Origin of the sequence: Halorientalis pallida, from assembly GCF_049605515.1 — an archaeon.
Taxonomy (GTDB): Archaea; Halobacteriota; Halobacteria; order Halobacteriales; family Haloarculaceae; genus Halorientalis; species Halorientalis pallida_A.
This window is the reverse complement of sequence record NZ_CP187156.1, coordinates 164,417-178,941: the sequence shown is the minus strand read 5'-3', so window position 1 is coordinate 178,941 and position 14,525 is coordinate 164,417. Positions and strand designations below refer to the sequence as shown.

At 59.5% G+C, this 14,525-nt stretch carries 9 protein-coding genes; 3 read left to right on the top strand and 6 right to left on the bottom strand.

Annotated features, from left to right (window positions below; all coding sequences use genetic code 11):
- Positions 1 to 9: 9 nt before the first annotated feature.
- The 4 genes from ACOZ4N_RS00705 to ACOZ4N_RS00690 all read right to left on the bottom strand — a co-directional run bounded on the left by ACOZ4N_RS00705 (position 10) and on the right by ACOZ4N_RS00690 (position 6,862).
- Positions 10 to 1,527, bottom strand: a complete 1,518-nt coding sequence (locus tag ACOZ4N_RS00705) for an ATPase domain-containing protein (RefSeq protein WP_424016153.1) — start codon at positions 1,525 to 1,527, stop codon at positions 10 to 12.
- Between the two features lie 91 nt (positions 1,528 to 1,618).
- Positions 1,619 to 4,213 carry a PAS domain S-box protein gene (locus tag ACOZ4N_RS00700; protein ID WP_424016152.1) on the bottom strand — a complete coding sequence of 865 codons (2,595 nt, stop codon included), beginning with the start codon at positions 4,211 to 4,213 and terminating at the stop codon, positions 1,619 to 1,621.
- Positions 4,210 to 4,653: a chemotaxis protein CheW gene (locus tag ACOZ4N_RS00695; protein WP_424016151.1), complete on the bottom strand. Its 444-nt coding sequence runs from the start codon at positions 4,651 to 4,653 to the stop codon at positions 4,210 to 4,212. The genes ACOZ4N_RS00700 and ACOZ4N_RS00695 overlap by 4 nt, the downstream gene beginning before the upstream one ends.
- Complete coding sequence (locus ACOZ4N_RS00690; protein WP_424016150.1) at positions 4,640 to 6,862, bottom strand: HAMP domain-containing methyl-accepting chemotaxis protein; 2,223 nt, start codon at positions 6,860 to 6,862, stop codon at positions 4,640 to 4,642. Before ACOZ4N_RS00690 ends, ACOZ4N_RS00695 begins: the two co-directional genes overlap by 14 nt.
- Before the next feature lie 212 nt (positions 6,863 to 7,074).
- Between ACOZ4N_RS00690 and ACOZ4N_RS00685 the strand changes: the two genes are divergently transcribed.
- The 3 genes from ACOZ4N_RS00685 to ACOZ4N_RS00675 all read left to right on the top strand — a co-directional run bounded on the left by ACOZ4N_RS00685 (position 7,075) and on the right by ACOZ4N_RS00675 (position 12,283).
- Entirely contained in the window at positions 7,075 to 8,835 is a 1,761-nt protein-coding gene (locus ACOZ4N_RS00685) for a methyl-accepting chemotaxis protein (RefSeq protein ID WP_424016271.1), read from the top strand.
- 294 nt (positions 8,836 to 9,129) lie between these two features.
- A complete protein-coding gene (locus ACOZ4N_RS00680; protein WP_424016149.1) occupies positions 9,130 to 9,663 on the top strand; it encodes a DICT sensory domain-containing protein in 534 nt (177 codons plus the stop codon).
- Positions 9,664 to 9,835: 172 nt separating this feature from the next.
- Positions 9,836 to 12,283, top strand: coding sequence for a bacterio-opsin activator domain-containing protein (locus ACOZ4N_RS00675; RefSeq protein WP_424016148.1), 2,448 nt, complete (start codon positions 9,836 to 9,838; stop codon positions 12,281 to 12,283).
- 235 nt (positions 12,284 to 12,518) lie between these two features.
- Here ACOZ4N_RS00675 and ACOZ4N_RS00670 read toward each other — a convergent pair whose 3' ends face one another.
- Both ACOZ4N_RS00670 and ACOZ4N_RS00665 read right to left on the bottom strand, forming a co-directional pair.
- Positions 12,519 to 13,451, bottom strand: a complete 933-nt coding sequence (locus tag ACOZ4N_RS00670) for a DUF6610 family protein (protein WP_424016147.1) — start codon at positions 13,449 to 13,451, stop codon at positions 12,519 to 12,521.
- A gap of 143 nt (positions 13,452 to 13,594) precedes the next feature.
- Positions 13,595 to 14,377 carry a hypothetical protein gene (locus tag ACOZ4N_RS00665; protein ID WP_424016146.1) on the bottom strand — a complete coding sequence of 261 codons (783 nt, stop codon included), beginning with the start codon at positions 14,375 to 14,377 and terminating at the stop codon, positions 13,595 to 13,597.
- Between the last annotated feature and the right edge of the window lie 148 nt (positions 14,378 to 14,525).

Here is a 14,525-nt window from a genome sequence, read left to right as displayed (position 1 = left end):
ACCGGCCGGTCATGATTGATCGGTCGTCCGGTGGGATTCGTCTGGAACGGGATGTGTTGAACTCCCCTGCATGATTCCTCGAACAGTATCGAACGGGCCTTCGATAACCAGTCCCTCGCCGGATTCGATAGCGAACCGGTGGAATCTACTGTCGAAATCCCCCAGTCGTTTTTTGACAACGCCGATCGCTCGGTCCAGCTCGCCGTCGACCTCCACATAGGAGAGAAACACGATATTGTCCGCGATGTAGCTGGTATTCGTACTCGTAGCTTCCGGGATACCGGTGAGACGGTCCGCCTCGTCCGTGATGATGACTGCGATACCGCGATTCTTGAGCACCCGAGTGAGACCGTGGAGACGGCGGATGAGCCGCTGGTCGTCGCCCTGGAGCGAGATCTTGTAGCCCGAGAGTCCGTCGATGAACACCGCGTCCGGCGCGTGCTCGTCGACCTGGTTGAGGACGTGCTGATCGAACTCTTCGGCCGACCGCACGAGCGGTTCCGTCTCTGTCAGCCACAGTGATTCCTGCGCCCGCATCTCTGAAATCGGGAGTCCGAGGGTTTCCGAGCGATGGACGAACTGGTCGATAGACTCCTCGAAGAGGTAGCCGAGTGCTGTCCCACCGTCTTCGACGATGCCCGACAGTATCTGTGCACCGGTGGTGGATTTTCCGATGCCGGTCGGACCGCTGATGAACGAGACAGTCCCGCGTTCGATTCCGCCACCGAGGAGTCCGTCGAGGGGTCCCTGTCCGGTGGAGATGAGTTCCGGATCGAACGTTCGGTTGTCGTGTTTCGGGATGGTCTGTGGGTAGACTTCGATCCCGTGCTCGCGGATTTCGAGCCCGTGGGTGCCGTCGACCTGTCCGAGGCCACGATGTTTCGGGACCGCGATCCGGCGTTCGTGCTCGTCGAGATACAGGTTGATGACGCCGTCGCTGAGCGATTCGAAATCGTCGTGCGTGGTCTCGCGAGTCCGCTCCCTGTCGAGTGTGCGCGTTGCGACTGTCGTCACCTGCCGGTCCCGAAGAAACCGGATGAGCGATTGCAATCGCTTCCGGTACTGGTATTGGTCCCGTTCCACGTACTGGAGTTGTGTTATCGGGTCGATGAGAATTCGGGCCGGGTCGACATCCTCGATTACGTGTTTGATGTCCTGTGTGAATTGCTCGGATTCCACTTCGGTTGCCTCGACCAGGTTGTAGGACTTGTCCTCGGCAAAAAAGTCCGTCCCGGGCCCGATGTCCAGAAACTCGGCGTCCCGAATGTCGATATCGAGTCGTGCTGCGTTGACGAGAATGTCGTCTTTGGACTCCTCCCCGTGGATGTAGACGACCGTCTCGTCGGCATCGAGCCCTGCTCGCAGGAAGTGCTGGCCGAGTAGCGACTTCCCGGTTCCCGAGGCGCCCTGAACGAGGTACGTACGGCCCCGGATGTACCCTCCGTTGAGCAGTTCGTCCAATTCAGGGATGCCCGATGCTACCAGCTCGATCTCCTCGGTCGCCGTGTCGCTGGTATTATCAGACATTGCTTATTATGTCTCGGGAGCAGGCCCAGAGGCAAATAAACCGCCGGTCTAGATAACGGGACATGTGAGATATTTTTGAAAATAATTCCAGTCAGCGTTCGGTTTCGACGCCAGTAATTTCGAAGCGTGCGCCGCCCGTTTCGCTGTCGGTGACCCGGATTTCCCAGCCGTGTGCCTCGACAATCTGCTCGACGATCCGCAGGCCAAACCCCGTTCCATGCTCTGCGGTCGAATAGCCAGCCTCGAAGATTTCGTCTCGCTCGCTCTCGAGAATCCCGGCCCCCGTATCCGCCACGTAGAAGCCACCGTTCAGGTCACCGACGTGAACAGTCACCGCATCACCTCCGTGTTCGACCGCGTTCCGATAGAAGTTCTCGAGGAGTTGCTGGAGGCGACTCTCGTCGGCCCTGATGACGTGTGTCGCGTCAGTTTCCAGCGTCGCCTGGTCCGTATCGACGGTTTCCCAACTGCGCTGGGCCACGTCTGCAAGTCCGACAGGCTCGGTCCCGGTCACCGCTTCGCCCTCACGCGCCAGTGTCAGCAGGTCGTCGATGAGCGCCTGACTCCGGTCGATCGCGTCGGCTGCCCGGGCCAGGTGGTCGCTGTCGCACTCTTGTTGAGCGAACTCGATGTGCCCGTCGGCCACGGTGAGTGGACTCCGGAGGTCGTGGCTGACGATACTCGTGAACTCCTCCAGGCGGTCCCGCTGCCGTTTCACCCGTTTGCGCTCGCTAATGTCGATATAAAACGCGAGCGTCCCAGGTGACTCATCTCCCGCTGCTTTCCGTGGGACCGCCCGCAAGAGCGTGTCGACAGTCTCGCCGTCCGAAGTCACCAACTCCCTGTTTTCGCGGACGAACTCGCCACTCAGTGCACGCTCGTAACCGCCTTCCTCAAGCAATTTATGCTGTGACTCGGTAGTGTAAAACCGTTCGAGTTGTGCGCCGATGACTTCTGATTTCTCGTAGCTCAGAGTCTCCACGAACAGGTCGTTGCAGTCTTCGACGATCGGTCTGCCGTCGTCGGCGCGTGTAACGACCGCCATGACCGGTGCTTCCTCGAATAGATGCCGGTACTGCGCTTCCAGTTTCGTGGTCAACGTTTCCAGTTCCTCTGTCCGGTCTTCGAGTTCCCGTTCCTGTTGTTTGCGTTCGGTAATATCTTGTAGTGTGCCACGAACGCCGACGACGCTGCCGTCTTCAATTTCGGGATCGCCGCGGGTTCGCACCCAGCGACGGTTGTCAGCTGCGTCGATCAGTCGGAGTTCGAGATCGTAGGATTCGCCGGTCTCGACTGCTCGGTCGAACGCGTCGCGAATGACGGGTCGATCGTCGGGATGGTAGAAGCTGAGGCTCTTCTCGGGCTCCAGTTCGTCATCCGGTGAGAGGCCGTGAATCTCGTAGGTTTTCTCCGTGAAAAACGCCTCGTCGCTCCGCACGTCGTAACTCCAGGCCCCGACATCGGCGATGGCCTGGGCTTTTTTGAACAGGTCGTTTTGCCGTTCCAGTTGTCGCTCACGCTGTTTGGCCTGAGTAACGTCCCGGAGCGTACCGACAGACCCCTCGAACTCGTCACTTTCGTAGGGAAGGACACCCATGTGGTCTTCACATATGATCGGATCGCCGTCACGCGGTTGCAGTGTCACTTCGAACGAGACTGTCTCCGGGCCGTCACTCGACAGCAACCGCGCCAACTGGTGTTCCGCCCGTTCGACGGCATCCTCGTCTTTGATTAGCGATGGTGTGTTCCCGAGAATGGTTTCCCGATCGTAGCCGACCAACTCGACGAGTTCGTCGCTGACGTAGGTAAACCGCCCCTCGTCGTCGAGCACGTACACCGCGTCTGTCAGCGACTCGATGATCGTCTCGTACCTTTCGAGTTCCTGTCGACGCTCCGTGCGGTCGGTGATATCGTGACCTGCTCCACGCAGTTTCGGTACCCTCCCACCGGATTCTACGACCGGAGTGATCGTCATTTCTATCAGACGCTCGTCGCCGTCCCCTGGCTGAAGTCGCCACGTGTTGTGCAGTTCCTCGCCCGTCTCGAAGGCCCTGGTGAGTGTTTGCCGAATCTCTTCGCGGTCGTCCGGGTGGAACAGTGCAATCGCTTCCTCCAGAGAGATTTTAGCCTGGTCAGGGCGACCGATAATTCGCCGGGTGCCAGCCGTCAGCAGGACAATCCCGCTCTCTCTATCCAGTTCCCACCCACCGGTGTCGCCGGCGAACTCCGTCAGTCGCGCCAGTTGCTGCTGTCTGTCGACCCGCTGTGCCTCGCGTCGTGCCTGCACGGCATTGTGGATCCGGTTGGCCAAGAGTTCGTACCGTTCGGTGCCGGACCCCTTCTGGAGATAGTCGGTGACGCCGGCAGAGATGGCGTCGCTGGCGATGGCCTCGCTGCCCTTCCCAGTAAAAAGGATAAACGGGAGGTCGGGATACCGGTCTCGGACAGCCTGCAAAAACTCGAGCCCGTTCATTCCGGGCATGTTGTAATCCGAGACGACACAATCGGGCCGACGATCATCGATTTTCTCTAACCCCTCGTCGGCGCTCGTCGCTGTCTCGACACTAAACTGGTCGTCCTCCTGCTCGAGGAACGTCGCAGTCAGGTCCGTGAGGGATGGTTCGTCATCGACGTGAAGAACCTCTATCAGTTCGACTGTCTCACTCTGGACTTCCGCCTCACTCATGTTTTAGCCAGGATGGTTTCAGGATTTATCCAGACGACCTGTTCGTCCCCCAGGGCGACGATGCCGTTGATCATCTCCTTGTTGACTGCTTCGACAGATTCGAGATCGATCGTCACGATCCGGACCACGTCCGTTACCATCCAGCCAGAACGCTCGCCTGTCATCATTTCTGTATCGAAGACGATCATCCTGTCCTGGCGGATCCCGTTGGCTTCGTACTCCTCTGGCAAGAGACTGGCTCTCGGATCGATGATCCTCGTGGTCTCGCCGCGGAAATCGAGTTTCCCTTCGACGTGGGGAGGCGAATCTGGGATCGAAGTCACGTCTTCCCGCAAGCTGCTGACGACCTCGGCGACATACTCGATGTCAATGCAGTACTGTTCCCCCCCAAGTGTGAACGTGAGGACATGGTGTGAGGGCATGGATTCACACCTCTCCATCGCGATCCGGCGTCCGTCCCTCAGTCTCGGATGTGTGGTGCCCGCCGTCGGGTGCGGCCGCCGACTCCGGCGTCGCCTCGATGCCAGGCCCGGAGCCTGACTCGGTGTCGAAATCCGACACCTGCTCGTGCAGTTCTTCAGCGAGCGCAGACAGTTGCTGGATGTTCTCCGAGGCCTCGGACAGGGACGCGGTCTGTTCTTCGGTCGCAGCAGAGACGTTGCTCGCCTCGGCCGCAGTCTGCTGACTGACGCTGGAGACCTCGTCAACCATCGAGACCACTTCCTCCGACGAGGCCGCCTGGTCGTCGGTCGCCTCGCTGATCTCCCGGATCCCGCTTTCGGCCTCCTGAACGGCGTTTGCGATCTCGTCGAACATCTCGATGGCGTCCTCGACCGTGTCGGCCCCGCGCTCGACGCGCTCGCTCATCTGCTGCATCCCCTCAACGGTATCGTCCGTCGTCGCCTGGACTTCGTCGATTCGCTGCTCGATGTCGGCAGTCGCCTCGGCTGCTTCCTCTGCCAGAGACTTGATTTCGTTTGCGACGACACCGAACCCCTCGCCTGCTTCCCCGGCCCGCGCGGCCTCGATCGAGGCATTGAGTGCGAGCATATTCGTCTGCTCGGCGATCTCGTTGATCATTTCGACGATTTCACCGATCTGATTCATTTTCTCGTCGAGCGTTTCGACCTGCGTGGCTGCCTCCTCTGCACGAGTTTCGATCGACTGGATCTCCTCGGTCGCCTCAGATGCGTACTGCCGGCCGGTCTCGCCGCGTTCGACGGCCGTGCTGGCAGTTGTAGCCACCTCCTCAGCCGAAGAAGCAATCTCCTCGACGGTCGCCGACATGTCGTTCATTTCGCTGGCCACCTCCTGGAGGCTCTCGCTCTGCGTGTCCGCACCGCGTGAGATTTCTTCGACCGATTCCGCAACCTGTTCGCTGGCCTGTTCGATCTCCTCCGAACTGCTCGTCACTTCTTCGCTCGAGGTTGCGACATCGTCCGCGATGGACTGGACGCGCTCGACGCTCGTATTCAGTTGGTCGATTCCGTCTTCGAAGTCACTCAGTGTGGATCCAAACGTTCCCGGGTAGTCCGTGTCGATGTCCTGATCGAGTTGTCCGTCCTTCAGCTCCCGGCTCGCAGTCGAAATCTGTGTGAAACTCTCCGACAACTGGGTGGTCCCGGTCGCAAGATCTTCCAGCACGTCGCCGTACTGCCCGGGTCGGTCGGTGTCGATATTTTGATCGATGACACCCTGCTGGAGGTCGTCACTCACACCCCGGATCTCCTCGAAACTCCCGGCGAGTTCGTCGGCACCCGCCTCGAGATCGGCGACAGTCTCCCCGTACTGGCCCGGATAGTCCGCCTCGAACTCCCAGCCGAGATCGCCCTGTCGTAGGCCACGGCTGGCGGTTCCGATCTGCGAGAACACGCCTCGAAGGTTCGACTGCATCTCACTGAACGCCTCGATCATCCGGCCGAGTTCGTCGTCTTCGACGTGGTCGTCGAGATCGTTGTCGAGGTCGCCGTCACTGACAGCCTGTGCAGTCTCCTCCAGCGTGGTGATCGGCGGGATGATCCGTCCGGCCACGAACAGGCCGACGGCAATCGCGAGAACGAACGACACGAGAGTCAGTCCGAAAAGTAACCACTGAACCGTCGCTGTGGTGCTGTCTGCCGACGCGACTGCTGCTTCTTTGTCCTCGACAGCGAGCTCTTCGAGCGTGTGTGCGTCCTCACGCATGTCCGTCAGTATCGGGTCCAGTTCTGCCATTTGCTGTCTGGCACGCTCCGTCTCACCGGCTTCTGCTGCGTCGAACACCTCCTGGGCGACGGCCGTGTACTCCTGGTGTCTGGACTGCAAGTCGGCGAAGGCCTGTTGTTCTTCCTCGCTCAGGTCGCTTTCATCCAGCTGCTGTGCCCACTCTTCGAAGTGGGAATTGGCCTCCTCGAAGTCGGCTCTGGCCCCGTCCTCGTCGAGCAGCGCCGCTTGAACCGCTATCTGTTGTTCCTCGACGGCGACCAGCATCTCCATGGACGCGTCGATGTCATCAGCGTCCTCGGAGATGACGTGGGCTTCGCCATCGACGGCGCCCACGGCCTGGTACCCGACCAATCCTGTCACACCGACCAGCAACGCTACGAGCACGAACGCCAGGATGAGTTTCGGCCGCAAGTCGAACCGATCGATTTTTACCTTCTCCAGCATGCGACATCCTCTCACGACCAACCCAATAGTTAGTGACTCTAGATAACAGGATGAGTATCACGGCTGAGAACCACCCATCGTCTCGATCGGCAACTTCTCCGTTCGAAGCGTTCCTAGAAGTCCCAGCCGAGAACACCGACTGAGTCGTGCTCCTGGTAGTGTGCCGGTATCTAGAGGCGGGACTTATGCTCGCGTTCGATCCACACACGTCTATGTCCGATTCGCCGCAGTACGGCCGAGACGATTTTGGACGTGGCGGCCTCAACGATCAGCTGGACGCGGACTCGCTTGTTGGCGAGATCGGCCTGGATAGGTCCGAAATCCGGTGGCGGAAGGATTTCGTCGGTTTCACCGACGACGATGTCCGTCGTCTTCGGACGTATCGAGATGACTTCGCGGACAACGCCGACCAGGTGGCCGAGGACTTCTACGACAACCTGACCGACCACGAAGAGACAGTCGAGGTTATCGGGCGGTCGCCCAAGAACGTCGAGCAACTTAAGCGGACGCAATCGGCGTATCTCGTGACGCTTGCCGATGGCGAGTACGGCACGGACTACTTCCGGGACCGGGCCCGTATCGGCAAACTCCACGATATACTGGATATGCCGATGAAACACTACCTCGGCCAGTATGGCGTCTACTACGATCTCATTCTCCCGCTGGTGGGCGACCGCCTCGTCGAATCACTCACAGAGCGCCTGACCGACGCTGTCGCAGACGGTGGGACCGAACCTGCCTCTGGCGGGGGAGAGGACGCGCTGAATCCCGGACCTGATCTCTCGCGTCGCGCGATCGAAACAGCGGTCGAAACGGAGGTCGACGACGCCGTACAGGATATCCTCGCGATTCTCCGAATCATCAATCTCGACATGCAGGTCGTCACCGACACCTACATCCACTCATACAGCCAGCAACTTGAGGAGGAGATCGAGCGCAACGAACGACTGATGGCCGACGTCGAAGAAGATGTGAAGCAACCGGTGAGTGACCTCCAGACGAGCGCCGAGGATGTCGCCGAGAGCGCCACTGCAATCAGTGACGCAGCGACGCAACAGTCCGAACGGGTGGACGAGATTTCGTCTGAGGTAGCGAACCTCTCGGCGACAATCGAGGAGGTCGCCTCGACAGCCGATCAGGTCGAAAGTGCGAGCGACCGGTCCGAAACCCTCGCCGAAGACGGCAAGGAAGCCGCCGACACTGCTGTTGGGGTCATGGACGATATTGGCGACGCTGTAAACGAAGTGGCGGACGATGTCACCTCGTTACGGAACCGTGTCCAGCAGATAGACGAGTTCGTCGATGCGATTGACGGCATCGCCGAACAGACGAACATCCTCGCGCTGAACGCATCGATCGAGGCCGCCCGTGCCGGGAAAGCGGGTGAAGGATTTGCCGTCGTCGCAGACGAAATCAAGTCACTCGCGAAGGAGTCACAGACACACGCCAGTGATATCGAGACGATGGTCGATGAGATTCAGACCGATGCCGAGGAGACGGCGGCCAATCTCGCTGACACCACCGAGCAGGTTGATCGGGGCATCGAGCAGGTTCAGGACGCTATGGACAGTCTGACTGAAATCGTCGAAGCTGTCACCGAAACAGCGAACGGAATCAGCGAGGTCGCAGACGCGACAGACGACCAGGCTGCTGCTGCCGAAGAGATCGCGTCGATGGTCGACGAGGTGGTCGATCGGACCGACCGCGTCGCAGAGGAGATCGAGAGTCTGGCTGCGGCGAACGAGGAACAGGCGGCGATGGTCTCCGAAGTGGAGGAGTCAGTAACGCGTCTGTCCGGTGAACGCTCCGCGACGGACGGCGGGCGGGATACCGTCACCACGACTGACCCCGAGGAGGTGTCGATTCCACAAGACCTCCCCGACGACATGCCGGACTTCGTGATCGAAACGCTCTCCGAGGAGCAACTGCGAGAGGTGGCTATCGGGAACCGTGATCCGACAGACCTGCTGTGATGAGGGGCTTCCAGCCGAGAACGGGTCGTGCCGATAGCGACAACAGACGCCGGAGATAGAAACGAGGGAGGAATACTGAATGGAGTCATATTCTGATGCGTCGATGGGTCTCCGTGATAGTATCGAGTACATCAGACACCGCGAGAAGGAACTCCGTCTGTTCAACGTTGGCTCGACAGAGCGGATAGACGAGGAACTCAGGGCGTATTTCGAGACATTGAACGTGCGAATTACTGTCGGTCGAACGAATCCGGGAAACCGGAAGGCGTCGCAGTCCTCAGCAACGCGACCGAAGTGCTCGCCCTCGTTGACGTCGCGAGCCTCCAGGAGTTACTCGAAGACGCGCCGACAGGAGCCAGCCAGTTCGGTATTGCCGACGGGAAATACGAGGAAATCCTCCGTCATCTCAAGGAGACTTCCTTCACGTCGTACGATACGGAACAGTTGCTATACGCGTCCCGAGAAATCGAGGACCGTGCCCGTCGGGTCGGCCAAGGTACGATTCACGCGGGGTTTCAGCAGTGCTCGGTCATGGCAGAACAACGATCAGTTTACACCGATCTCGCTCGTCGAGGTGTCTCCGTGCACGCCTACAGCGCCCCCGACGCTACGCCACCGGATTTCGGTTCCGGGCACGTTCATGCAGTTTCGACGGCCGAGATTGCCGAAACGTGGTTTGTCGTTTTTAACGGCGGTGGCGACGATACGCAGAAGACTGCTTTAGTTGCCCGCGAAAGCGACGACATCGGATTTTACGGAATCTTGACGTACGATCCGGGATTCGTTGATCACCTGCTCGCTCACCTGAATCAGACCTACGACTCCTGAACCGACGACCTGACATCTCCCGTCTAAAGTTCACATGCGAGAGTGCATACCGAATGCCAACCTCTATACAAAAAACTAATGAATATCTGGTTGGAAGAAATATCACCACCATTCTAAAAATATGAAATCAGTAATATGTTATTTATATCTGGGTAAAAGACCGTGATGTGAAATGGGCGAACGGAATCGGCAGGATAGAGATGGCGAGGAAACGCAGTCGAATCGCGCCGACGCTGTCGAAGCCGATTCTATCACGTGGCATGACATTTTCGAGACTGAAGAGCGCACGTCAGAACGGGCCGAAGTAGTAGACGAAAACACCGAGTTCGGAGAGAATGCCGAGAGACAACTTCAGGAACGAACGAACGCACTCGACGCGCTCAAACGGGCGAGTGAACTCTTTACTGGCCTGCCTGTCGATATTGACGACCGTATTCGGACGTACGTCGCTGAACTCCCACAGTGGTTCCGGCGTTCGCCAACGATTGAGGCCAGGATCCGGGTGGGAGACGATGTGTTCGAAACTGATGGATTCCATCAGACTACAGACACCCTGACAGCGAAGGCCTGCACACGCATCGGAACATCTGTCTCGATAACAGCCGTCTGCACGGACCAGCAACCCAGCACGGGCCAGCGGGCGTGGACCGAACCCGAGCGGGAACTGGTCGAGGCGGTCGTCGCACTCATCAAATCAGCCATCAACCGATGGGAGATAGACAGTCTGAAGCGCGTGTCCGATGGCGTTGCCGTACTCGACAGCGACCTCTCCTACGCTTACGTGAACCAGCAGGCTGAACAGTTTCTCGGTCAAGACAGCGAGGAACTACGCGGTGAATACGTCTGGGACGTTTTCCCCGAAGCGGTTGACACCATCGCCGAAGAGAAAATCCAGACGGCTCTCGATACGCAGTCATTGACATCCTTCGAGCGATATAATGCCGAAAAAGAGCAGTGGGTCGAAGCCAGAGTCCACCCGAGCGACGACGGCGTCGTCATCGTCTTCTCCCCCATCACCGACTCGAAAGTAGCCGAACGGGAACTGGATCACGTTCTGGAAACGATTCCCGTTGGAATCATCCTCCTGAACGCCGAGGGGGATATCACTCGCACAAACTCCCGTGCCGAAGAGTTACTTGGCCTGTCCAGACACAAGATGGATGAAAAGGGGTACACCCACCCCGACTGGGACATCTGGGACGAGGCGGGCAACCCGATCACGCGTGAGGACCATCCGATCACGCGTGTCTTTGAAACCGGTGAGACCATCCAGGGGTTCACTCACGGAATCACACTCCCGGACGGCTCCGAACGGTGGCTGTCGAGCAACGTCGCTCCCGTCAAGCGCGAGGACGGGTCTATCGAGCAGATCATCGTCGCGCTGGAAGACGTCACCGCCCCCAAACGTCTCGAACAGCTCATCAAGACGTTCCAGCCGGCCGACGAGATTCTCAACAACGCAACCGCGGGCGAGGAGACCAGACAGGCAATCTGTGAGTTGCTGACGGACACACGGGAATACCAGTACGCACGGATCAGTGAGCACACCCCGGACACAGAACTGATCGAGTCGGATCTCCAGGAAGGGTCGGGGTCTGTCGCTGTCAAGGAGTCAGTAACGCTCCCGATACAATCGCAGACGGAGGTCGCTCCGGCAGCGGTCGCTGTCGAAACAGGCGAGATACAGGTGGTTACGAGGACCCAATCCGACTCACGGTTTGCGCGGTGGCGAGCGGACACACTGGACCACGGGTTCCAGGGTGGCGCTATCGTTCCGCTTCAGCACAGAGGTCGTGTCTACGGTCTACTCGTCCTGTACACACACCGTGGAGAGGCGTTCGGGGGCCGCGAGCAGACACTCCTGACGACGTTCGGTGAGCGGGTTGGGCAGGTCCTTCACTCACTCGAGACAGAGCGCATTCTCCACGCCGACAAAATGGCCGAGCTCACCTTCGAGAGTACTGACTCGGCGTCGTTTTTTGTCTCCACTTCTGAACAACTAGACTGTACGATCGAGATCAGGGACACGATTCCGGCCTCGGACGAGATGCTCGTCCACTATGCGTCCGTTCAGGGTGCGTCGGTGGATGCCCTCAGTGATCTCGCGGAGGACACGGACCGGGCCGCCCAGTTGCGACAGATCCGGCAGACGGAGGATTCGCCTGGCGGAGAACTCGAAATCGGGCTGCGCCGGCGGTCCCTAGCACAGACACTGGTCACAGAGGGTGCAGTCGTCACGACGGACACAGTAACTGACGGCCGGGCCGAAGTCGTTTGCGAAGTACCGCTCGGAACCGATATCGGGTCGCTTGTGGCACGTGTGCAGGAGTCGTTCCCGGAAACGACGTTGGTCTCAAAGCGTGAATACACTCCGGCCGCGAAGACTGATGCACACGCAGTCGGGCGGGTGCTGTGTGATATCTTCGAAACCGAACTCACGGACCGTCAACAACAGGTCCTGCGAGCTGCGATGTACGGGGGGTACTTCCAGTCACCGCGACGAAGTACGGCAACCGAGATCGCCGACGCGCTCTCACTGACCCAGTCGACGTTCTCCTATCATCTGCGAAATGCGCAGCAGACGCTTTTTGAACGGCTATTCGACCGAATAAACCGATAACCACCGACACTCTGTCGGAATTGTTCGAACTCACGGTCGTCCAGGACATCCTCGTGGGAGTGACGGATGGTCAGTGCTTGTCGGTGTCGGTCGGCCCATTCGCTGTCTGACGCTCTATGAGTGGCTGTCATCTGTAGATGCGGAGGGATTCAAATTCGACCTCGTAAAAACGCCGATGGGTGATGCACCATCTGCTGGATACATGCTCTATATTCAGCAAGAGTGCTGAACGGGATTACGGTGCCGGCGTCAGGCCCTCTCGGTACTCGATTCGGGCCCGCTCGTGTTCGTCGCGATAGGCCAGCGCCGGGCCATCCTCGTACTCGACGACGATGGCGTCCTCGAGAGCACGTCCGTCAGCGTGCGAGCCGTCGACGGCCCAGACGGGATCTAGCGGCTCAGTTGCCAGCGGGCTGGAGCCGGTAGTCTGGTCTGGCCAGACGCCGACCGAGCGCCAGTAGCGACGGATCTGTTCGAGACTCCGCTTGACTGTCTCCCGGATCGAGAGGTGGTCTGCTGACCGGTAGCCGTTCGGGTGGAAGAACTCACCCTTTAGTGCGGCGAGGTGGATCCCGTTCCAGTCCACACCGACGATATCCGCCGGTTCCTCGCCGGTCACACGCGGTTGCGTAAGTTCCTGAATCGTCTGGTACTGTTTCGGCGGACTCGCACCGAGCAGGTGGACGCGTCGGCCCCGCCAGTCGACGATGTTCGTGTACTCGTCTGCGGTCTTGTCAGAGTACCCCATCGGATAGCCGAGAACCAGGTCCTCGTCGATAGCGGGAATCGCCTCGCGGCACTTCGGAACGATAATGATCTCGACGTCGGGAAACGAGGCTTTCAGCTCTCGGGCCGTCCGGCTGTATTCGCGCCCCTCGTCCCGAGTGTATGCATCGCCGAGCATCGCAACGTTAGGCTCTAGCTGCTGGAACCGCCGCAGGTACCGGTCGATATCGGGGTTCCGGAAGTCGTTGTCGAGGATCTGAACTGGAACGTCGACGTTCCGGGGCGTCTGTTGATACGTGTAGTCCTCGCGGATTCCGACTGAGAAACCGAGGGCGAAAGCATCGATAACGAAGGGGCTCCGGTGGAGGAATCCAATCCGGTCGGCGCGCTGTGCATCGTCGATGGTCGTTGCTGACCAGGAAGCTCTGGCTTCGGAAGACATCTGGACCACGGCCGCACGGAAGTGTGCGCCCAGCTGGGCGGGGGCAGCACAAACCTTGGTGGCGGCGGGACCGTCGTGCAGGTGGTTAACCAACAGGCCGGGAGAATACGCGGAAAAAGCGCCACTCTCCCTCTGAGTGTTGGTTAACGCAAATCAGTCTGGTGGTCCAGCGGCGCCGTCGACGAGACGTGGTCGTCGAGCAGGTCGATCGCCGTCGGATCGAAGAGGTCCGAGACGTGCCGGACGTTCCAAAGGCCGGACTGGTACACCTCCGATTTCTCAGAGTGGTATCCGAGCCAATCGAGGTCGGAGGGGCCGGCAGTCCGACGGTAGTGGCTGACGAGCGCGATCAGGTTCTGCTCGATTACCACTCGATCTACATCGGGACCCGGTTCGCCGGGGACGTCAACCCACAGAAAGGGAAGGTCGCGGATATACGTCGACACCTGCTGCTCGAGGTCGTGTTCCTGCTCGCGAACGGCGGTCGTCTCGGCGTCAGGATTCTGTTCTCCCCAATGGGGATACTGATCGTGCCAGCCGTGCTTCTCGATTAGCGCCCGACCGACGTGGAGTCGGAAGATCGAGCCACGGTGGTTGCCGCCATCGGCGTACTTGCCTCGGACGTTGCCCCGATGCTGGCGTAGGCGGTTCCAGAGCGTGTTGCTGGAGCCCTCACTCACGCCGACAGTGCCGATCCGGGAGAGTCGCCAGTCTGCGGGCGACATCGTTCTGAGCTCGCTGTTGGGCGAAAAAAAGAAATACACACCGCGGTCGGGCCAGTCCAACGTTCCGTCGACGTCGTCGAGATAATAGGGGCCGTGGGTCTGCTCGCGAAGGTCGGCGAGTGTCTGGTACAGCTGTTCAAGCGGGTCTGCCGCTGTGGAAGCTGCTGACGACAGCATTTCCTCACCGAGCCGGGAGAACACAAACTCGAAGAGGGGCAAGAGGCGTCTTTTCGGTATGGCGGTGTGCCCGGTCTGTGACCACTCACACGACGATCGCGAAGTCGCGATGAACGGCGATGTGTACCGATGCCCTGGTGGGCACATCTGGGTCGTTCAAGAACGGCCGCCC

Bases quoted from the DNA above. Each gene is read 5' to 3' on its own strand.
- ACOZ4N_RS00700 (WP_424016152.1), bottom strand. From the start codon at position 4,213: ATGAGTGAGGCGGAAGTCCAGAGTGAGACAGTCGAACTGATAGAGGTT.
- ACOZ4N_RS00675 (WP_424016148.1), top strand. From the start codon at position 9,836: ATGGGCGAACGGAATCGGCAGGATAGAGATGGCGAGGAAACGCAGTCG.
- ACOZ4N_RS00705 (WP_424016153.1), bottom strand. From the start codon at position 1,527: ATGTCTGATAATACCAGCGACACGGCGACCGAGGAGATCGAGCTGGTA.
- ACOZ4N_RS00685 (WP_424016271.1), top strand. From the start codon at position 7,075: ATGTCCGATTCGCCGCAGTACGGCCGAGACGATTTTGGACGTGGCGGC.
- ACOZ4N_RS00690 (WP_424016150.1), bottom strand. From the start codon at position 6,862: ATGCTGGAGAAGGTAAAAATCGATCGGTTCGACTTGCGGCCGAAACTC.
- ACOZ4N_RS00695 (WP_424016151.1), bottom strand. From the start codon at position 4,653: ATGGAGAGGTGTGAATCCATGCCCTCACACCATGTCCTCACGTTCACA.
- ACOZ4N_RS00670 (WP_424016147.1), bottom strand. From the start codon at position 13,451: ATGTCTTCCGAAGCCAGAGCTTCCTGGTCAGCAACGACCATCGACGAT.